This is a genomic window from Bradyrhizobium sacchari, from assembly GCF_002068095.1.
Lineage (GTDB): Bacteria > Pseudomonadota > Alphaproteobacteria > Rhizobiales > Xanthobacteraceae > Bradyrhizobium > Bradyrhizobium sacchari.
In genome coordinates this window covers 168,392-187,317 of the sequence record NZ_LWIG01000014.1, presented here as the reverse complement: position 1 = coordinate 187,317, position 18,926 = coordinate 168,392, and the positions used below count along the sequence as shown (strand labels likewise).

Below are 18,926 nucleotides of genomic sequence, written 5' to 3'. Positions count from 1 at the left end.
ATCCCCAATTGACGCCAGCCTATCCCGGCCCTTGAATGCGTCCTGGAACGCCTGATGGAGGAACGCCTGCCCGCAGAATTCTGCGGCACCGCCTCGCGAGCGGCCGATCTTCACGCTTTCGGCTTCGAAGGTCCGGGTCCGCCGATGCGCATGGAGGTCTTGGCCATGAGGATGTCTTCAGCGCTTTTCGCCCTTTCGCTGACGTCGCTTGCTTCTGCGGGGGCGCCAGCACAAACCCAAGATGGCCCGCCGGCATGGGCCTATCCGGCCAACCCGCCGAATTTCCAGCGCGCCCCCGACGACGGCACGATCCGACGAGTCCCTGACAGCGCCGCCGGTTTTACGCTCACGCAACTTCGCGATCTGTTCGCTGCTCCCGACTGGCATCCGGAAGATCATCCGGCCATGCCCGAGATCGTCGCAAACGGGAAAAAGCCCGACGTGCTCGCGTGCGGCGTCTGCCACCGGGCAGACGGTCCTGGCGGCCCTGAGAACGCCAGCCTGTTTGGCTTCTCAGCGGAATACATCATCCAGCAAACGGTGGAGTTCAAGACGGGACTGCGTACGAATTCGGTGCCCCGCGTCGCCACCGACCTGATGATCAAGACGTCCAAGGCCATCTCCGACCAGGACCTCAAGGAAGCTGCGAACTACTTTGCGTCAATCAAACCGAGATCGAACATTGCGGTCGTAGAAACCGACACCGTTCCGAAGACACATGTCAGGGACTTGTTCCTGGCGCCGATGGACGGCGGGGAGAAAGAGCCCATCGGCCAGCGCATCATCGAGATTCCGGAAAACGTTGAACTCTTTGTCAGCCGGGACTCGCGCGCTCGTTTCATCGCCTATGTCCCGCTTGGCAGCATTCAGAAAGGGCGGGCGCTGGCAGCAAGCAGCGACCCCCGCCTCCAGTGCGCCGCTTGTCATGGTGCCGACCTCAAAGGGACTGCCGTGGCGCCGGGAATTGCGGCCCGTTCGCCCACGTACATGTTCCGTCAGCTTTATGACTTCAAGTCGGGCGCGCGGAAGGGAGCCAATAGCGACCTCATGAAGCCGGCTGTTGAAAATCTCGGCATCGACGACATGATCGCGCTGGTCGCCTACACGGCGTCGCTCATGCCTTAGCGTTCCTTGGCTGCCTGCACCGACGAACCTATGAGGACACGCCCTAGATCACCCCCGCCAGCCTTAGCACCACACCCGCGGCGCAGCTGCCCGCCAGCACCGTCAGCATCCCCAGCTTGAAGCGGAAGATCGCGGTCGCGGCCGCGATCGCCAGCACGAGCGCGGGGATGTCGACGCTGGTCAGCACTGGCCGGTCGAAGGCGAACGGGAAGGCGTGCACCGGCACGGTCTCGCGGAACAGCGTGTGCAGGGCAAACCAGATCGAGAGGTTGAGGATCACGCCAACCACGGCGGCCGTGATCGCACTGAGCGCGCCGGCAAGCCCCGTGTTGCCGCGCAGCCGTTCGATGTAGGGCGCACCGACGAAGATCCAGAGGAAGCAGGGCGTGAACGTGACCCAGGTTGCGAGCAAGCCGCCTAAGGTGGCCGCAACCATCGGCGACAGACCGCCCGGGTCGCGATAGGCCGCCATGAAGCCCACGAACTGCAGCACCATGATCAACGGGCCCGGCGTGGTCTCGGCCATTCCGAGGCCGTCGAGCATCTCGTGCGGCTTCAGCCAGTGATAATGCTCGACCGCCTGCTGGGCGACATAGGCCAGCACCGCATAGGCGCCGCCGAAGGTGACAAGTGCCATCTTGGAGAAGAACAGCGCGATCTGGCTGAAGACGTTGGCCTGGCCGAACGCGGCGAGCAGCGCGATCACGGGCACCAGCCACAGCGCAAGCCACAGCGCGCCCACGCGGATTGCCCGGCCGGTGTCGGGTTTGACGTGATCGGGCACGGCGTCACCGAGCATGCTGTCGATCACGGCGCTGCTGCTGCCATGACCGTGACCGGCCGGAGCAAATTCCGGACGGCCTTGCCTCGCGCCGATGTATCCGATCACGCCGGCGGCAATGATGATGATCGGGAAGGGGACGGCGAAGAAGAAGATCGCGACGAAGGCGATGGCAGCCAGCGCGATCATGATGCGGTTCTTCAGCGCGCGCTTGCCGACGCGCACCACGGCCTCGACCACGATGGCGAGCACGGCGGCCTTGAGGCCGAAGAACAGCGCCTCGACGAAGCTGACATTGCCGAAGGCCGCGTAGATATAGCTCAAGGCCATGATGGCGATGATACCGGGCAGGATGAACAGCCCGCCCGCCATCAGGCCGCCGGCGGTGCGATGCATCAGCCAGCCGACATAGGTCGCAAGCTGCTGCGCCTCCGGCCCCGGCAGCAGCATGCAATAGTTCAGCGCATGCAGGAAGCGGCCCTCGGAGATCCACTTCTTCTCCTCGACCAGGATACGGTGCATCACCGCGATCTGGCCCGCGGGCCCGCCAAAGCTCAGGCAGGCGACGCGAAGCCAGACGCGAAAAGCCTCGTTGAAGCTGATGCCGTGACCGGCATCAGCTCCCGTTTGATTGGCGCGAATATCCATTACGCCTTCACCTTGTTGGTCGGCCAGTTGTGAGTCTCGGCCGTCGCGTCGCGGCACCAGCGGTAGAAGGCGTCGTAGAGCGTCATGCCGGCCTCGAGCTGCTCGAGATCGTCATCGTACATCCGCGACAGCCCAAGCGAGGCCGCGAGCAGGCCGGGCGCCTCCGGCGCGAGGTCCGGCCGCGCGGTGTCGGCGCCGCGCACAAGCGTCGCGAGGTGGAGGAGGGCCGGCGTCGCGATGCCGAACTCCTCGATCATGACGTCGAAAGTGCAGCGCTCGCCGCGGTGGCTCCAGAACACATTCTCGATGTCGAAGGGGGCGGCGCCAAAGCGCTCGCCGACGGCGACAACCTCGGACGGCGCCACATAGAGGAACACCGCATCGGGATCGACGAAGCGACGGATCAGCCAGGGGCAGGCGATGCGGTCAACCTTCGGCCGCGCCCGCGTGACCCAGATGGTGCGCCCCCTGGCATCGCGCGGCGGCAGCTTGCGGGTGTCGAGCAGCGGCAGTTTTGCTGCTTTCCAGCCCTCGAAGCCGCCGTCGAGCGTCTCGGCCTGCGCTCCGAGCTGGCGGAGCCAGGCGGCAGTGCCCTGCGCGAGCTTTTCACCGCGCAGGCACGAGACGATGGCCCTGCGGCCGGCGAAATCGCCGCCCCAGTCCTGGACCTTGTCGTGGCTGAGCTTGATGGAGCCGGGGATCAGCCGCCGGTCGGCGGCAAAATCCTCGTCCGTCCGTACGTCGATCAGGGCAGGGGCATTGGCCGTGCCGATCAGGCGCGCCAATTTGTCAGATGATATGGTCGTGAAAGTGGACATGTTGATGCGTCCTCGCAAAAACTGAACGGGACGCGATACTTGGGCATGTCGCCTCGTGGGGAGATCGCTCAAATCCCCATGTGCTAATTACAGCGAAACCGCGGCGGCCTGTCAATCGCCGGTTTCACCGGCATTTGACGTTAGAAAGATATGCTTCCGGGGCCTATATTGGCCTTCGGATTCTGTTTTCCGGAGATTTGGCCGATGCATTCCCATTCCATCGAGCAGTGGACCCATGACCACGCCTTCCTGGGCGAGAAGCATGACGAGAACGAGCGGCGCACCTGGCTCGTCGTTGTGCTGACGCTGGTCATGATGGTCGGCGAGATCGTAGCGGGCTCGCTGTTCGGCTCCATGGCGCTGCTCGCCGATGGCTGGCACATGGGGACACATGCGGCCGCCCTCGGCATTGCCGCCTTCGCCTACCGCTTCGCGCGCCGGCATCTGGGCAATGCGCATTTCACCTTCGGCACCGGCAAGTTCGGCGATCTCGCCGCCTTCTCCAGCGCCATCATTCTCGGACTGATCGCGGTCGAGATCGCCTATGAGAGCGTGTTGCGGTTGATCACGCCGGTGCCGATCGTCTACGGCGAGGCGATCGCGGTCGCAGCCCTCGGCCTTTGCGTCAATCTCGCCAGCGCGTGGCTGCTGCGCGACAGCCATGACCACCACCACGGCCACGACCACGGCCATGCGCATCATGATCACGACGACCATGATCATCATCATCACGACAACAATCTCCGCGCGGCTTACGTCCATGTCATGGCGGACGCGGCGACCTCGGTGCTGGCGATCGGCGCGCTTGTGGTCGCGATGTATTCGGGCTGGGTCTGGGCCGACCCGGCCGTGGGCCTGATCGGCAGCGTCGTGATCGCAAGCTGGGCGTTCGGCCTGATCAAGCGCTCGGGCGCGGTGCTGCTCGACGTGCGCGCCGATGAGAAGCTGGAGCGGGTGATCCAGGCCCGTATGGAGGTCGGCGAGGATCGCGTCACCGATCTGCATCTCTGGCAGGTCGGCCCCGGTCATTGCGCCGTGCTGGTGTCGGTGGTGTCGGACAAGCCGAAGCAGCCGGCCGTCTACAAGAAGCGGCTCGCCGGACTGAAAGGCCTCAGCCACGTCACCGTCGAAGTCGAGACCTGCCCGCATTGACGTGATCGGCGGCAGCGGAATTCTGCGGCCCAGCCGGGGTTGATCCTCGGTCACAGCTTCCCATACGAGCGCCAAGGAGGGACCAAGGATGACGTCCAGGACCAAGCTTGCTTTCGCCGCCGCTCTCGCCTTCTTCAGTCATGCAGCGATGGCGCAGTCGGAGAAGACCGGCGTCGAAAGGCTCTACGTCCTCAATTGCGGCGAGGGCACTGCCGGCGACATCTCGCGCTGGACCCCCGGCCTCAACGAGGGCAAGACGATGGACTTCGTCGACAGCTGCTACCTCGTCAAGCACCCCAGGGGCTGGTTCCTGTGGGACACCGGCATCGCCGATGCCGTCGCGGCTATGCCCAACGGTTTGGTACCGGCCGATCCCAAGGCCGTGACCTGGCGCCGGCCGAAGACGCTGGCCGCCCAGCTCGAACAGATCGGCCTCAAGCCCGACGACATCAAGGCCATGGCCGTCTCGCATACGCATCCGGACCATTCCGGCAATGTCGAGCTGTTCCCGCAGGCCACGCTCTATGTGCAGAAGGCCGAATATGACTGGCCCGGCGCCAACAACGAGCCGCGCTTCAAGCCCTCGCACCCGGTCGAGCAGCTCGCGGGCGACAAGGATGTGTTCGGTGACGGCAGCGTGACCATCCTGTCGACCCCCGGCCACACGCCGGGGCATCAGTCGCTGCTGGTGAAGCTGCCCAAGACCGGCGCGGTGGTGCTGTCCGGCGACGCGGTGCACTTCAAGGACAATTGGGACAACCGTCGCGTCCCGAGCATGAATGTCAACAAGGACCAGAGCGCGGCCTCGATGCAGAAGATCGCCGACATCCTCGCCAGGGAGAAGGCGCAGCTCTGGATCAACCACGACAAGGCGCAGCGGGACGGCCAGAAGATGGCGCCGGAATTCTACGACTAGTCTTTCTCGGCACCCCTGTTGCCACACTGGTGGCAGCAGGGGTGTGTTAGCCGCTCGCAAAAGCTCCCGAACAGGAGACGGTCGTGGGGGAGTGGCTCGGGGTTGCGATCGCGCTCGTCTCGAGCAGCATCGGCGGCACGGCGGCGGCGATCACCCGCTATCTCGTCGGCGGGGCCGATCCGGTCATGCTCGCGATCCTACGCTGGGGAATCGGTTTCCTCTGCCTCCTGCCATGCGCACTGCTGCTGGGGGTGCGCTGGCCGCAGCGATCCGACTGGCCGGCCGTAATGTCGCTCGGCATCTGCTTCTTCGGCCTGTTCTTCATCCTCTACAATATCGCGGTGTCCTATACGACCGCGGCGCGCGCCAGCCTCGCGCTGGCGACGCTGCCGCTGCACACCATGGTGGTCGGCGCGATCCTCGGCGTGGAGCTGCTGACCGCGCGCAAGATCATGGGTGTGGGCATCGCCGTCCTCGGCGTCGCGGCGGCGCTCGCCGCGGGGCTGGCGCAAAGCCCGCCGGGCACGTGGCGCGGCGAGCTGATCATGACCGCGGCCGTGTTCTGCATGGCGTTCTACAACGTCTTGTCGCGCCCCTTGATGCAGCGTTCGAGTGCGCTCGGCTTTCTCACGGTCGGCATGGGTGCGGGCGCCGTGGTGCTGGTGCTGGCGGGGTTCGTGAAGGGCAGCTTTGCGGCGCTCGAGCACTTCACCACGGGGCAGTGGATCGCCGGCATCTATCTTGGCGCCGGCGGCGGCGCGCTCGCCTTCATCCTCTGGGTCATGGCGCTGACGCGGGCGACGCCGACCCGCGTCGCCAACACCATGACGGTGAATCCGATTGCTGCGACCTTGCTGGCCGCGCTGCTGATTGGCGAGCCGATCACGGCAAACCTGCTGATCGGGCTAGTCGCTGTATTCGCGGGGATCTGGATTGCGACCAGCGAGACGAAGACGAGTTGACCAGTTTCGCGTAGCGCGACGGATTAAAAATTTCGCCGAACTCTAGAAAGATCCGTCTCGCGTCACGGTACGCCGTGCAGCTCAATGCAGGCGGGAGAGAGGCGCGGTCGCTGCCATGCCCATCAATTCAGCACGGCAATCATCGGCGATCGAACAGGCATGCTGTGCGGAGAGACGGGCATGCGTTCTCTGGAATTCCGATCAGGCCTTCATTTAAGCGGACCTTAAAGAGTCGGCCGATATGCATGTCAGCGTGCATAATTCAACGGGACGGCAAGGCTATGCGTAATGCGATCGGACGGCGTCAGTTCTTGTGCGGTTGTTGCGCAGTGCTTGGAGCCGCGGTGCTGCCGAGACAAGCGCGCGCCGCAGGCGATCCCGAGATCGTTCCGATCGAGTTTGCGAGCTTTCACGATCAGACGTTCAGCAATGAATATCTGCAGTTCATGAATGTCACGATCCCGCCAGGTCAGATCGCCGCCTATCACCGCCACACCAGAGACTTTGCGCAGGTCTACATGGCGGTTTCGGATGCCGAGGGGACCCCGCTCGGGGGCAAGCCCGTCATCACGCCGCGCAAGGTCGGCGAAGTGCTGTTCACCAACTATACGAAGCAGCCGGTCGTGCATCAGGTTGCCAATGTCGGCGCCAGCGATTTCCGGATCATGGGGTTTGAGCTGTTCGACTCTCAGCCCGGCCGCTTTTCGCCGCTGCCTCGCCCCGAGCCCTACGTTTCGGTGATAGACAATCACCGCGTCCAGGCCTGGCGGTTGATCCTGAAGCCGGGCGAGGTTGCGCCAGCGATGCAGCAGGCGGCGCCCGGCGTGCGCATCGCGGTGCAGGGTGGCATGCTGGTCGAGTGCGTACAGGGCAAGCCGGAGCACAAGCTCAACCTGAAATACGGCGACTTCGCGTGGCAGAATGCGGGTCCGGTACGGACGATGCGAAACGCAGGGACGTCGACGGTCGAGCTCGTCGAATTCGAACTGAAGTAGGACGCGTGTCGGGGCGCTCGGCTGGCGGGGGCCGGCCTCTTGCCTCCGGAGCTTTAATGGAATGAGGAGCGGGGCGTGTCTATCAAGCGGTCGGGAATTGCCATCGCGGCGCTGATGTCGGGCGTCGTCGTTCTAACGTCAGGCCTTCAACTGAGCGAGCGCTGGAGCGCCTACCAGAACGCCATCGCGGCGCACGCCCTGGAGACCCGCCTGGCTGCCGGCTTCGATGCGGTCGGCAACCTCACCATCGAGCGCGGTCCCGTCAATCGGGCGCTGCTCGGCAAATCCGCGGCGGACGATGCGGTGCTCAAGGAGTTCGCCGACAATCGCCGCGCCAGCGACGAGGCCCTGGCGAAACTGGAAACGCTGGCCCGCGGCGATGCCGACCTGACGCAGCGGGTGAATGCCGCCGCGGCGAAGGTCGCTGCCGCGCGCGAGGAGGCCGCCTCGCACTGGCAGAAGCCACTGGCTGAGCGTCCCGGCGGCGCGGCCGCCAAGGCCATGCGCGACTACGCCGAGGCCATGGCGAGCCTGAATGAGCTCTTGGAGTCTGGCATCAAGGCGACGATGCGCCTCAGCACCACGGCGGGAAACCTGCTCGATGTCGCGCAGAAGGGCTGGGTGATCCGGCAGACCGCCGGCCAGGTCTCGCTGTTGATTTCCGGGCTGGTGACGGCGGGCCGTCCGGCCACATTGGCGGAGCGGGACGAACTCAACGCCGCGATCGGCCAGATGACGCGGCTATGGGCTGAAATCCTCGACCGCGGCGATGACGTTCACGCGCCCAAGAACACGCGGGCCAGCGTCGGCGCGGCGAGGGATCGCTACTTCGGTTCGGACAAGCCGCTGCGCGAGGCCCTGATGAAAGCTGCGTTCGACGGCACCCCTTACGCGGTGCCGGTGGACGAATGGCGCAAGTCGGCGACGGGCGCGAATGCCTCGCTGCTGGGAATCCGGGATGCCGCCCTGCGCGATGCGCAGGCCGTGGCGGAACGGGACGAAGCCGACGGGCTCGGCGGCATCCTGTTCGCCGGCGCGGCCATTCTGGTCGTCCTGGGATTGTCGGCGGCTGCGTCAGTCCTGCTCGTGCGTCACCTGCTCACGCCGATCTCCAAATTGTCGGAGGTGATGACCCGGCTTGCCCGCAACGAGGAAGCCGAGGTGCCGTTCGCGGCCCGCAAGGACGAGATCGGCGGCATGGCGCTCGCGGTGCAGGTCTTCAAGGAGGCCATGGTCACCACCAATCGACTGGCCGGCGAGCAGGCCGCCGAGCGGATCGTGAAGGAGAAGCGCGCGGCGCGTCTCGAAGGCCTAGTCAGCGATTTCGAGGCCAAGGCAGGGGCCATGGTGGCGCTGCTGGCGTCGGGGGCGACCGAGCTCGAGACGACCGCGCGATCGATGTCCTCGACAGCGACGCAGACCAAGGGGCAGGCGACGACGGTCGCCGCCGCGGCCGAGGAAGCGAGCGTAGGCGCGAGCACGGTTGCCTCTGCAGCCGAGGAGCTGACGGCATCGATTGGTGAGATCAGCCGCCAGGTCGCGCAATCCTCGACCATCACCGGGCGCGCGGTGGCCGACGCGCAGCGCACCGACAAGATCGTGCAGACATTGGCCGAGGGCGCCGAGAAGATCGGCGAGGTCGTGACCTTGATCCAGGCCATCGCCGCTCAAACCAACCTGTTGGCCTTGAACGCGACGATCGAGGCGGCGCGGGCCGGGGAGGCCGGGCGAGGCTTTGCCGTGGTCGCCTCCGAGGTGAAGATGCTGGCGAACCAGACCGCATCGGCAACAGCGGAGATCGGCGCCCAGATCGCGCAAATCCAGGCGGCCACCAAGGAGGCCGTCGACGCGATCCGCGGCATCAGCGGGACGATCGAAGAGGTCAGCTCGATCTCGAACGTGATCGCGACGGCAGTCCAGGCGCAGGGCGTGGCCACGGCGGAGATCGCCCGCAACGTTCAGCAGACGTCGCAATCGGTGAAGGACGTGACGGCGAATATCAGCGGCGTGAGCAAGGCGGCCACGGAAACAGGGGTCGCGGCAAGCGAGGTACTGAGCGCGGCAGACGGCCTGTCGCGACAGGCCGAGCAGCTGACGAGCGAAGTCGGCAGCTTTGTCGAGGACGTTCGGGCCGCCTGACGGGCGATAGGCTTTAGTGGGGCGCCGTCACGGGTGGCGGGCTCGCCTCCGGCGTCTTCTTCGGCTTCATCGTGCCGGCATAGAACGAGAGCAGCCAAACAAGGAGGACGGCCAGCAGATAGACGCCCCAGGCCTGCGGCGGCGTGGTCGCCCACCGCAAAAGGCCCTTGAAGGTGCGGGGCGGGCTGCTGTCGTCGGTCATGGCCCGCTTGTGCGCGAAAGCACCGGCGCGGTCAATCCGGCCGTGGCCCGGTGCGGATCAGGAACAGCGCCGCCAGCGCCGAGAGGCTGAGCGCAGACGAGACGATCAGCACCTTGGCGCCCATGACGTCGATGAGCAGGCCGAAGACCAGCGGCGCCACGGCCTGCGCCATCCGCGCCGGCGCGCCGATAATGCCGAGGCGGTAGCCGAAATCCTTGGGGCCGAAGATCGACAGCGGCAGCGTGCCGCGCGCGATCGTCAGGATGCCGTTGCCCGAGCCGTGGAACAGAGCAAAGGCACTCGCGGCGGCCCCTCCAAAGACGGCGACGACGGCAGCGCCAATCGGATGGGTGAGGCAGGCAAGCCGGGTCGACCACAGCGGATGGAAGCGGCTGAGAACGCTCGCCTCTAAGATGCGTGCCGCCACTTGCGCCGGGCCGATCAGCGCGCCGGCCGCGATCGCCTCGACATGCGTCGCACCCGTTGCCTCGACGATGCGCGGGAAATGCACGGCCATCGCGCCGGTGACGGTCCAGACCGCGGCGAAGACGAAGGCGAGCAGGATCATGGTGCGGTCGAGCGGCAGATGCGGTTTTTCGGCGGTCGCTTCCGCCTGCCTCGCTCCCTTGATGGCGGGCAGCATGAAGAAGTTGAGCGGCAGGCCGATCAGGACGTTGGCGGCCGCCCAGGCAAAGCAGGTCTCGCGCCAGCCGATATGGGCGAGGCCCCAGGCGGTGAGCGGCCAGCCGACGGTGGAGGCAAAGCCCGCCATCAGCGTGATGCCGGTGATGGGGCGGCGTGCCTCGGTGCCGTAGATGCGGCCGAGCGCGGCGAAGGCAGCGTCATAGAGACCCATCGCCATGCCGATGCCGAGCACGAGCCAGGCGATCGCCATCACCAGAACGGATTGCGAGACGCCGAGCAGGACGAGGCCGGCGGCAATCGTGAGGTTGGAGACCGACAGCACCTGTCGTCCGCCGACGAGATCGATCTGCCGCCCGATCCGCGGGCCGAACATCGCCGAGATCACCAGCGAGGCTGAGAACGCACCAAAAATCCAGTTGGAGGAGATGCCGAGGTCGTGCGCCATGGGGTCGGCGAGCAGGGCGGGGAGATAATAGCTGGACGCCCAGGCAAGGGTCTGCGTGGTGCCGAGCGCCAGGATGATCGGAAGCTGGCGCTGGGTCATAGTCCTGCATGTCTGGTCGGCGATGTCATTGGTTCCATTTGCAGCCGGCCACACAGGGCGGTCAACAGCGCCTGCGGCATATTCGATCTGCTGCCGGCGGGAGCCTCATTGCGCGCGCTCCGCGGGCGGCCTTTCGTTCGTCACGAATGCACGCCATAATGGCGCATGCAATTGACCTCGCGCCTCGCGCTGATGAACTGGCTGACCGGCCAGGGGCTCACGGGCCTTCCAGAAAACGAACTGCTCCGCGGCTTCTGCGAACGCTGCTGCGCCGAGGGCCTGGAACTGTCGCGCGGGATGGTCGTGATCGACACGCTGCATCCAATCTATGAGGGCCGCGGCTTCCGCTGGAGCGACCGTCCCAGCAACGAAAGGGACGCCTTCGAATACGGCTCGACGGCCGAGGGCGATGCGGCCAGGAACTGGCGTCGCTCGGTGTTCTTCCACATGCTCGAGCACGGCCACGACGAGATGCTGATCGATCTCGCCGATGCCCCCTCGATGGATTTCTCGCAGATCGGCGAACTCGCCGAGAAGGGCCACAAGCACTATCTCGCCTTCGTGCATCGCTTCGGCGAGAACGGCGCGCTCGGCCTGATGGATTGCCTGTACTCCTGCTGGACCACGCGCCGTGACAGCGGTTTCAGCGAAGCCGAGCTGGAGTCCCTGCGCGATCTCGTGCCGGTGCTGGGGCTTGCGATCAAGTCGGCGCAGCAGGTCGACATCGCGCGCACGCTGGGACGGGTCTATCTCGGCCGCGGTGCCTCCGAGCAGGTGCTGGGCGGCCGCATCTCGCGCGGCGTCACCGAGCGCATCAGTGCCGTGCTGTGGTATTCGGATTTGCGCGGCTCGACCGGGATCAGCGAGAGCATCGGCCCCGACGAGATCATTCCCTTCCTCAACGACTACGCGCAGGCTGTGATCGATGCGATCCACGACGCCGGCGGCGATGTTCTGAAGCTGATCGGCGACGGTGTGCTCGCGATGTTCACCGGCGAGGACATGGCACATGCGCGGCGCGCCGCGCTCCGTGCCGAGCACCTGTTCCGGCAGAACGTCGCGGCGCTGAACGCCCGCCGGGCGGCCGATGGCCGTCCCACCACGTCGGCCTATATCGGCCTGCATGTCGGCGAGGTCTTCTACGGCAATATCGGCAGCGAGGACCGGCTCGATTTCACGGTGGTGGGGCCGACGGTGAACGAGGTCAGCCGCATCGCCTCGATGAGCCGCTCGGTCGATCGCGAACTGCTGGCGTCGGCGGAGTTCTACAAGGGCCTGGACGCTGCCGGCCGCCGCTACCTCGTCTCCACCGGCCGCTACGCGCTACGCGGCATCGGCCGCGCGCAGGACCTCTACACGCTCGATCCCGAGGTCGATGCGAGCGAGCCGGTGACGGGCAGCTACGAGCGGTACCTGGCGGGTTAGGCCGGACTGCTCCCGCATACTCCGTCATTGCGAAGAGCCCTCGCGGCGAAGCAATCCAGACCGCCCCCGCGGAGGGATACTGGATTGCTTCGTTTCGCTCGCAATGACGGTGTGCCTAACACCCCACCGCCACCTCATCTCCCACCATGTCCGGCTGCCGGTCGAGAGCTGCCGCCGGTGATAGCAGGATCACCAGCGCCTGAGCGCCGAACACGGCTGCTGCGAGATAAAGGCAGGCCTCCGCGCTCCAGAAGCCGCCGACGATGGCACCGAGTGCCGAGCCGAGCGGGCGGGCGCCATAGCTCATGATGTTGATGGCGGACACGCGGCCGAGCAGGCGCGGCGGCGTCACCGACTGGCGCAATGTCGTTGTCGAGATCACCCAGAGGATCGGCCCGACGCCGAGTAGGAAGAAGCTCAAGGCGGCCAGCCAGGGTGAGGGGACCAGCACCGTCAGCGCCATCACCACCGAGGCGACGAAGCCCGCGACCGGGCCGAGGCCGACGACGGTCCCGAAGGCGATGCGCTGCATCACGCGCGTTGCGAGCAGCGCGCCGATCACCATGCCGACGCCGTACATCGTCAGCACCGTGCCGACACCCGCGGCGGTCAGGCCGAGATGGCGCACCGCATAGGGCACGAACACCGCGATCTGCAGGAACCAGCCGGTGTTGAAGATGAACTGGGTGATGAACACCGGCCGCAGCAGCGGATGGTGGAACACGAAGGCCGCGCCTTCGCGGATTTCCTGGAACGGATGGCGCCGTGGCATCGGCGCGCGGGCGGGCTCGTAGATGCCGGAGAGCAGCACCACGGCGATGGCCGAAAGCGCCGCGGCGAAGCCGAAGGCGAGACTTGCCCCCCACCAGCCGACCAGCGCGCCGCCGAGCGCGGGCCCGCTGGCAAAGGCGATGGTGCGAGCAAGCTCGATCCGCGCATTCGCTGCCGGTAACAGATCCGCGCTGACCAGCGAGGGCACCAGGGCCGGCGCGGCAACGCTGTAGACGACAGTGCCGCAGACGGCGGCGAAGCCGAGCAGGGCCAGCAGCGGCAGATCGAGTGCGCCGAGCGCGAGGAGGAGCACGATGGCCGCGAGCGCCGCAGCGCGCAGCGCCTCGGCCCCTGCCATCAGCGCGCGGCGCGAGATGCGATCGGCGAGCAGTCCGGCTGGAATGGCAAACAGCACGAAGGGCAGGGTCAGCGCGGTCTGCAGCACGCCGGTCTGGCCCTCGGCCACCCCGAGCGTCAGCACGGCGACGATCGGAGCGGCGGCCAGCGCGATCTGCTCGGCAGACTGCGCCGCGAGATTGGACCAGGCGAGGCGGCTGAAGGTGTCGGGGAGGCGCGGCGAATTTGACATGGCTCATTTCCTGCTAAGTCGGATTGGCGGCAGTATTCGCGTCCGACGCCGGCCAAACCCACCCGCTTTCCGACGGGGCGGGGCAAAGTGCGGCCGTGCCGGGGAACTGATGCGGCTAGATGCAGTTGCAAATGAGTTGCAATAAGATTTGACTTCGGTATTCTGACCGCATGGATGCCCGCTCGCCCGACCTGACCCCCGACGCCGCCGGCTGGCGCACTGATGCGCCAACCACCAAGAGCCTCGCCGAGGTGAACGCCACGGTGGCCATTCCGGTCGCGGCCCAGTGGTGGCGGCGGCTGCTCGCCTTCGTTGGTCCGGGCTACCTCGTCTCGGTCGGCTACATGGACCCCGGCAATTGGGCGACCGACCTCGCCGGCGGCTCGAAGTTCGGCTACACGCTGCTCTCCGTCATCCTGCTCTCGAATTTGATGGCGATCCTGCTGCAGTCGCTGGCGGCGCGGCTCGGCATCGTCACCGACCGCGATCTCGCGCAGGCCTGCCGCGCCACCTATTCGCCGGCGGTGAACTTCCTGCTCTGGATCGCCTGCGAAGCTGCGATCATCGCCTGCGATCTCGCCGAGGTGATCGGCACCGCGATCGCGCTCAAGCTGCTGTTCGGCATTCCCCTGATCGGCGGCGCATTGCTCGCCGCGCTCGATGCGTTCCTGCTCCTTATCCTGATGAACCGCGGCTTCCGCTTCCTCGAGGCCTTCGTCATCGCGCTGCTGGCGGTAATCGCGGCCTGCTTCGTAGTCCAGATCGCGGCGGCGGCTCCGCCGGTCGCGGAGGTCCTGCGCGGCTTTGTGCCGAAGAGCGAAATCTTCACCAATCCGGAGATGCTCTACATCGCGATCGGCATCATCGGAGCCACCGTGATGCCGCATAATCTCTACCTGCACTCCTCGATCGTGCAGACGCGCGCCTATGAGCGCAACGACGAAGGCCGCCACGAGGCGATCAAATGGGCGACGACGGACTCCACCATCGCCCTGATGCTGGCGCTGTTCATCAACGCCGCGATCCTCGTCGTGGCAGCCGCGACCTTCCATAGAAGCGGCCATTCCGAGGTCGCCGAGATCGGCCAGGCGTTCGAGCTGCTGTCGCCGCTGCTCGGCCTCGGCATTGCCTCGACGCTGTTCGCGGTGGCGCTGCTCGCCTCGGGCCTCAACTCGACGGTGACAGCGACGCTCGCCGGCCAGATCGTGATGGAAGGCTTTCTCGACCTGCGCCTGCCGAGCTGGGCGCGCCGCCTCTTGACGCGCGGCATCGCGATCGTTCCGGTGATCATCGTGACCGCGATATATGGCGAGCGCGGCACCGCCGATCTTCTGGTGTTCAGCCAGGTCGTGCTGTCGATGCAGCTGCCTTTTGCCGTCATCCCGCTGGTCCGCTTCGTCTCCGACCGACGCAAGATGGGGCAATTCGCGATCCCGGTGTCCGTTGCCGCGATCGCCTGGATCGTCGCGGGCGTCATCGTGGTTCTGAACGTGAAACTGCTGGCGGATACGTTTTTCGGGTGATGTTGCCACACGCAGCTGTCATCGCCCGGTTCAACCGGGCGATCCAGTATTCCAGAAACGGTTCTGATTGAGCCGAGAGGCCGCGGCGTATTGGATGCCCCGCCTTTCGCGGAGAGAAATTAATCCTGCGGCTCGGACGTCGTATCGCCCTGCGCGTCGATCCGCAGCCAACCCGAGGGAGCGAGCCGCTGCTGCGGCAGGAAGCGGGCCTTGTAGTCCATCTTCTTGGAGCCCTCGATCCAGTAGCCGAGATAGACGTAAGGCAGGCCCTGACGCCGTGCGCGCGCGATGTGGTCGAGGATCATGAAGGTGCCCATCGAGCGGCTGACCTGGCTCGGCTCGAAGAACGAATAGACCATCGAGAGGCCGTCGCTGAGCACGTCGGTGAGCGCGACCGCAATCAGCTCCTCGCCGCGGCCGGTGATGCCGCTGTCGGGGCCGCGCTTGCGGTACTCGATGATGCGGGTCTCGACATGGCTGTCCTCAACCATCATGGCGTAGTCGAGCACTGTCATGTCGGCCATGCCGCCATGGCGGTGGCGGGCATCGAGATAGGCGCGGAACACCGAATATTGCTCGGAGGTGGGCACCGCGCTGCGTTGCTCGCCGATGACGTCGGCATTGCGGGCCATCACCTTGCGGAAATTGCGTGAGGGGCGGAACTCGTTGGCGATGACCCGGACCGAGACGCAGGCGCGGCACTGGTCGCAGGCCGGCCGGTAGGCGATCGACTGGCTGCGGCGGAAGCCGCCATGGGTCAGGAGGTCGTTGAGGTCGCCGGCGCGGTCACCTACGAGGTGCGTAAACACCTTGCGCTCGTGTCGGCCCGGCAGATACGGGCAGGGCGAGGGCGCCGTGAGGTAAAATTGGGGGGTGTCGCGCGAGTGCTGGGTCAAGGGACGTCGTGGGCCTCCGAAGTGGGTATCAGCATCGCGCTACGGAAGCTCTCGGTCAATTGGTCTGCTCGGCAGGTCAGATGCGTCAGCTTAGTCGGTCCTGGTTGATAGGTCCTTGATCACAGGTCTCAGTAGGTCCTTGCACCCTGCGGAACGGGGGCACGGACGGAATTATTGATCACGACTGTTCCCAGCACGAAATCGTGCAGCAAGCGCCGGCGGCCGTTGAATGGGCCGACCAGCACCACGAAGGGCGACAGGAACGACACCGTCACCCAGAACAGCACCGCATGGGTGGCGCCGAGCACGAAATAGCCCGGTGCGCCGTACCAGGTGCGCAGCTCCAGGTCCATGACCCGCATGCCGATCGTTGCCGAGGACGGTCCGCCGATGCAGGCGCCGTAATAGACGATGGCCCAGATCACGGACGCCGGCCAGGCCAGCCAAAACAACGCCCAGCCGATGCCGAGCGTGACCACGCCGAACAGCGCGATGAAGACGTAGCCGAGAATGACGGGAACGGAGATCACCACCATGTCGATCAGGAACGCGAACACGCGCCGCGTCGCGACGCCGCGGAACAGTTCCGGGTGCAGATAGGGATCGTAGGCGTGCGGCTGGACTGCGCCGTCGTTGCGCCAGGCGCCCGAATTACCCAAGTCCGACATCGTCCGTTCTCCCAGCAAAGCTCCTTCGCAGGACATGGGAACAGGCCATCCCCGTGCCAAGGGCGCGCGGGCGGTAGCAAGCCGAAATATTCCGGCGATTCGGGGGCGGTTATGGTTGGAAACGCGGAGCTATCAACCCGGTGTCGTGCTGGCGAAAGCCAGGACGACGCTGGGGAGGCAGACGTGCGCGGCCTTCGCCGGGACTACCCCTGCGCCCGCAGCTTCTCCGCCGCCTTCGGCGCAAAATAGCTCAGCACGCCGTCGGCGCCGGCGCGCTTGAAGGCGAGCAGGCTCTCCATCATCGCACGCTCGCCGTCGAGCCAGCCATTGTTCGCGGCGGCTGCGATCATCGCGTATTCGCCGGAGACCTGATAGGCGAAGGTCGGCATCGCGAAGGTGTCCTTCACGCGGCGGACCACGTCGAGATAGGGCATGCCGGGCTTCACCATCACCATGTCGGCGCCCTCGGCGATGTCGAGCTCGACCTCACGCAACGCTTCATCGGTATTGGCGCTGTCCATCTGGTAGGTCCGCTTGTCGCCGGTGAGCGTCTTGGCCGAGCCGATGGCGTCGCGGAACGGACCGTAGAAGGCGGAGGCGTATTTGGCCGCATAGGCCATGATCTGCACGTCGAGCAGGCCCGCGCGGTCCAGTCCCTCGCGGATCGCGGCGACGCGGCCGTCCATCATGTCGGAGGGGGCGATGATGTCGCAACCGGCTTCGGCTTGCACCAGAGCCTGGCGCACCAGCACGGCGACCGTCTCGTCGTTCAGGATCTTGCCGTCGGAGATCAGGCCGTCATGGCCGTGGCTGGTGAAGGGATCGAGCGCGACGTCACACAGGATGCCGATCTCCGGAAACTCTTTCTTGATCGCGCGCACGGCCTGGCAGACCAGGTTGTTCGGATTGGTCGCCTCCGAGCCCTCTTCGTCGCGCAAGGAGGGATCGGTATAGGGAAACAGCGCGATGCAGGGGATGGTGAGCTTCATGGCGCGCTCGGCCTCGCGCACGGCCTGGTCGACGCTGAGCCGGTCGACACCCGGCATCGAAGCGACCTGCTCGCGCTTGTTGTTGCCGTCGATCAGGAACAGCGGCCAAATCAGATCGTCGGTGGTGAGGACGTTCTCGCGCACCATCCGCCGGGCCCATTCGGCCTTGCGGTTGCGGCGCGGGCGGACGGCCAGATCGAGGGCAGGGGAGGCTGCTCCGCCATCCCGGCGCGACACCTCGCGCAATTCGATCGGACGTCCGTATTTGATCGCCATCACTCTTCCTCCGGCTGGAATTATTCTTATACCAGCTCGCATGGTTCCCGTCACCGCGGCTTGACCTGCCGCAACATGATGGCAGCCGATTGATTTTGCGGTCCGAAGCAGCCAGAAGGGGCCATGACCGAGATCTCCACCCGCGATGCGGCCCGTGACGCCAGTGCCAGGGATCCTGCCCGAGAGAATGCCAGAGAGATCGCACTCTCGGTGGCAGCGATCTCGTCGGAGCGGCCTGAGTCCGACGACAATGTCTGGACGCGGCGGCTCGTGCTGTTCCTGCGGGTGATGGCGCTGCTCTCGATCCTCAAGGGCCTCTATCACTGGGCGCAGGTGACTGGCTTCGTCGGCGGCGAGGACGAGGCGTTCGAGAACCAGGCGATGGCCTGGCAGGCCGCGACCGTCTACTTCGCCGTGATCGAACTGGTCGCCGCCGTCGGCCTCTGGCTCGCCACGCCCTGGGGCGCGGTGGTGTGGCTGACCACCGTGGTGTCGATGGCGGTGATCGAGTTGATGTTCCCGGGAATCTACGGCGGCAGCCTGGTCGTGGTCGGCGTCGAGGTCTTCATGCTTGCCGCCTATCTGGCGCTCGCCTGGATGGCCGCGCGGGAGCGGCCGCCGTAGCGCGTATATTCTCGTGCCCCGGACGCAATGCAGCGCGCCCATGGCGATGCGAAGCATCGTCGTCCAGTTGCGGCGTGATGCGTTGCTGGCCGGAGCCCATCTCTTCGCCATCTCGCTTTTGGCCTCTGGGTCCCGGATCTTCGCTGCGTTCCTGCGCGACACGAGCGTTGCTCGTGGTTGACTGTTGGTTGCCTAAAATTTGCGGTAAGTTTTCGTTGACCAGCCGGTTCCGCCACAG

General features: G+C 65.9%; 17 protein-coding genes. 9 read left to right on the top strand and 8 right to left on the bottom strand.

From position 1 onward, the window contains the following. The first annotated feature begins 54 nt into the window (after positions 1-54). Positions 55-1,125 (top strand): c-type cytochrome, encoded by a 1,071-nt coding sequence (locus A5906_RS19690; RefSeq protein WP_080137020.1) that lies wholly within the window; start codon positions 55-57, stop codon positions 1,123-1,125. A 43-nt stretch (positions 1,126-1,168) separates the two neighbouring features. On the opposite strand, the gene chrA is transcribed toward A5906_RS19690, so the two are convergent. Both chrA and A5906_RS19680 read right to left on the bottom strand, forming a co-directional pair. Further along, a complete protein-coding gene (gene chrA / locus A5906_RS19685; protein WP_080137019.1) occupies positions 1,169-2,554 on the bottom strand; it encodes a chromate efflux transporter in 1,386 nt (461 codons plus the stop codon). Continuing rightward, positions 2,554-3,372, bottom strand: coding sequence for a chromate resistance protein ChrB domain-containing protein (locus A5906_RS19680; RefSeq protein WP_080137018.1), 819 nt, complete (start codon positions 3,370-3,372; stop codon positions 2,554-2,556). The genes chrA and A5906_RS19680 overlap by 1 nt, the downstream gene beginning before the upstream one ends. A gap of 204 nt (positions 3,373-3,576) precedes the next feature. On the opposite strand from A5906_RS19680, the gene dmeF reads away from it, so the two are divergent. The 5 genes from dmeF to A5906_RS19655 all read left to right on the top strand — a co-directional run bounded on the left by dmeF (position 3,577) and on the right by A5906_RS19655 (position 9,536). After that, complete coding sequence (gene dmeF / locus A5906_RS19675) at positions 3,577-4,524, top strand: CDF family Co(II)/Ni(II) efflux transporter DmeF (protein ID WP_080137299.1); 948 nt, start codon at positions 3,577-3,579, stop codon at positions 4,522-4,524. Between the two features lie 88 nt (positions 4,525-4,612). Next, complete coding sequence (locus A5906_RS19670; protein WP_080137017.1) at positions 4,613-5,440, top strand: N-acyl homoserine lactonase family protein; 828 nt, start codon at positions 4,613-4,615, stop codon at positions 5,438-5,440. Between the two features lie 83 nt (positions 5,441-5,523). After that, positions 5,524-6,402: a DMT family transporter gene (locus tag A5906_RS19665; protein ID WP_080137016.1), complete on the top strand. Its 879-nt coding sequence runs from the start codon at positions 5,524-5,526 to the stop codon at positions 6,400-6,402. Between the two features lie 344 nt (positions 6,403-6,746). After that, positions 6,747-7,397 (top strand): hypothetical protein, encoded by a 651-nt coding sequence (locus A5906_RS19660; protein ID WP_080137298.1) that lies wholly within the window; start codon positions 6,747-6,749, stop codon positions 7,395-7,397. A gap of 75 nt (positions 7,398-7,472) precedes the next feature. Next, the gene (locus tag A5906_RS19655) at positions 7,473-9,536 is read left to right on the top strand and encodes a methyl-accepting chemotaxis protein (RefSeq protein ID WP_245326799.1); all 2,064 of its coding nucleotides are present in this window, start codon (positions 7,473-7,475) and stop codon (positions 9,534-9,536) included. A gap of 13 nt (positions 9,537-9,549) precedes the next feature. On the opposite strand, the gene A5906_RS19650 is transcribed toward A5906_RS19655, so the two are convergent. Both A5906_RS19650 and A5906_RS19645 read right to left on the bottom strand, forming a co-directional pair. Then, complete coding sequence (locus A5906_RS19650) at positions 9,550-9,738, bottom strand: hypothetical protein (protein ID WP_080137014.1); 189 nt, start codon at positions 9,736-9,738, stop codon at positions 9,550-9,552. 31 nt (positions 9,739-9,769) lie between these two features. Then, positions 9,770-10,927: an MFS transporter gene (locus A5906_RS19645; RefSeq protein ID WP_080137013.1), complete on the bottom strand. Its 1,158-nt coding sequence runs from the start codon at positions 10,925-10,927 to the stop codon at positions 9,770-9,772. Between the two features lie 165 nt (positions 10,928-11,092). Here A5906_RS19645 and A5906_RS19640 point away from each other — a divergent pair, with 165 nt between their 5' ends. Continuing rightward, positions 11,093-12,352, top strand: coding sequence for an adenylate/guanylate cyclase domain-containing protein (locus A5906_RS19640; protein WP_080137012.1), 1,260 nt, complete (start codon positions 11,093-11,095; stop codon positions 12,350-12,352). A 115-nt stretch (positions 12,353-12,467) separates the two neighbouring features. Here the strand turns inward: A5906_RS19640 and A5906_RS19635 are convergent, their stop codons facing one another. Beyond that, a complete protein-coding gene (locus A5906_RS19635) occupies positions 12,468-13,712 on the bottom strand; it encodes an MFS transporter (RefSeq protein ID WP_080137011.1) in 1,245 nt (414 codons plus the stop codon). A gap of 170 nt (positions 13,713-13,882) precedes the next feature. Between A5906_RS19635 and A5906_RS19630 the strand changes: the two genes are divergently transcribed. After that, positions 13,883-15,235, top strand: coding sequence for an Nramp family divalent metal transporter (locus A5906_RS19630; protein WP_080137010.1), 1,353 nt, complete (start codon positions 13,883-13,885; stop codon positions 15,233-15,235). Between the two features lie 119 nt (positions 15,236-15,354). On the opposite strand, the gene A5906_RS19625 is transcribed toward A5906_RS19630, so the two are convergent. The 3 genes from A5906_RS19625 to hemB all read right to left on the bottom strand — a co-directional run bounded on the left by A5906_RS19625 (position 15,355) and on the right by hemB (position 18,064). Then, on the bottom strand, positions 15,355-16,131 hold the full coding sequence (locus tag A5906_RS19625; protein ID WP_080137009.1) for an arginyltransferase: 777 nt from the start codon (positions 16,129-16,131) through the stop codon (positions 15,355-15,357). Positions 16,132-16,259: 128 nt separating this feature from the next. Then, positions 16,260-16,799: an RDD family protein gene (locus A5906_RS19620; RefSeq protein ID WP_167523496.1), complete on the bottom strand. Its 540-nt coding sequence runs from the start codon at positions 16,797-16,799 to the stop codon at positions 16,260-16,262. Positions 16,800-17,002: 203 nt separating this feature from the next. Continuing rightward, positions 17,003-18,064 carry a porphobilinogen synthase gene (gene hemB / locus A5906_RS19615; protein WP_080137007.1) on the bottom strand — a complete coding sequence of 354 codons (1,062 nt, stop codon included), beginning with the start codon at positions 18,062-18,064 and terminating at the stop codon, positions 17,003-17,005. 123 nt (positions 18,065-18,187) lie between these two features. Here hemB and A5906_RS19610 point away from each other — a divergent pair, with 123 nt between their 5' ends. Further along, entirely contained in the window at positions 18,188-18,688 is a 501-nt protein-coding gene (locus A5906_RS19610; protein WP_080137006.1) for a DUF6163 family protein, read from the top strand. Positions 18,689-18,926 lie beyond the last annotated feature (238 nt).

What these genes read in the sequence shown, in the direction of transcription:
- A5906_RS19690 (WP_080137020.1), top strand. Translation starts at nt 55, where the DNA reads ATGGAGGAACGCCTGCCCGCAGAATTCTGCGGCACCGCCTCGCGAGCG.
- chrA (WP_080137019.1), bottom strand. Translation starts at nt 2,554, where the DNA reads ATGGATATTCGCGCCAATCAAACGGGAGCTGATGCCGGTCACGGCATC.
- A5906_RS19680 (WP_080137018.1), bottom strand. Translation starts at nt 3,372, where the DNA reads ATGTCCACTTTCACGACCATATCATCTGACAAATTGGCGCGCCTGATC.
- dmeF (WP_080137299.1), top strand. Translation starts at nt 3,577, where the DNA reads ATGCATTCCCATTCCATCGAGCAGTGGACCCATGACCACGCCTTCCTG.
- A5906_RS19670 (WP_080137017.1), top strand. Translation starts at nt 4,613, where the DNA reads ATGACGTCCAGGACCAAGCTTGCTTTCGCCGCCGCTCTCGCCTTCTTC.
- A5906_RS19650 (WP_080137014.1), bottom strand. Translation starts at nt 9,738, where the DNA reads ATGACCGACGACAGCAGCCCGCCCCGCACCTTCAAGGGCCTTTTGCGG.
- A5906_RS19645 (WP_080137013.1), bottom strand. Translation starts at nt 10,927, where the DNA reads ATGACCCAGCGCCAGCTTCCGATCATCCTGGCGCTCGGCACCACGCAG.
- A5906_RS19640 (WP_080137012.1), top strand. Translation starts at nt 11,093, where the DNA reads ATGCAATTGACCTCGCGCCTCGCGCTGATGAACTGGCTGACCGGCCAG.
- A5906_RS19635 (WP_080137011.1), bottom strand. Translation starts at nt 13,712, where the DNA reads ATGTCAAATTCGCCGCGCCTCCCCGACACCTTCAGCCGCCTCGCCTGG.
- A5906_RS19630 (WP_080137010.1), top strand. Translation starts at nt 13,883, where the DNA reads ATGGATGCCCGCTCGCCCGACCTGACCCCCGACGCCGCCGGCTGGCGC.
- A5906_RS19620 (WP_167523496.1), bottom strand. Translation starts at nt 16,799, where the DNA reads ATGTCGGACTTGGGTAATTCGGGCGCCTGGCGCAACGACGGCGCAGTC.
- hemB (WP_080137007.1), bottom strand. Translation starts at nt 18,064, where the DNA reads ATGGCGATCAAATACGGACGTCCGATCGAATTGCGCGAGGTGTCGCGC.
- A5906_RS19610 (WP_080137006.1), top strand. Translation starts at nt 18,188, where the DNA reads ATGACCGAGATCTCCACCCGCGATGCGGCCCGTGACGCCAGTGCCAGG.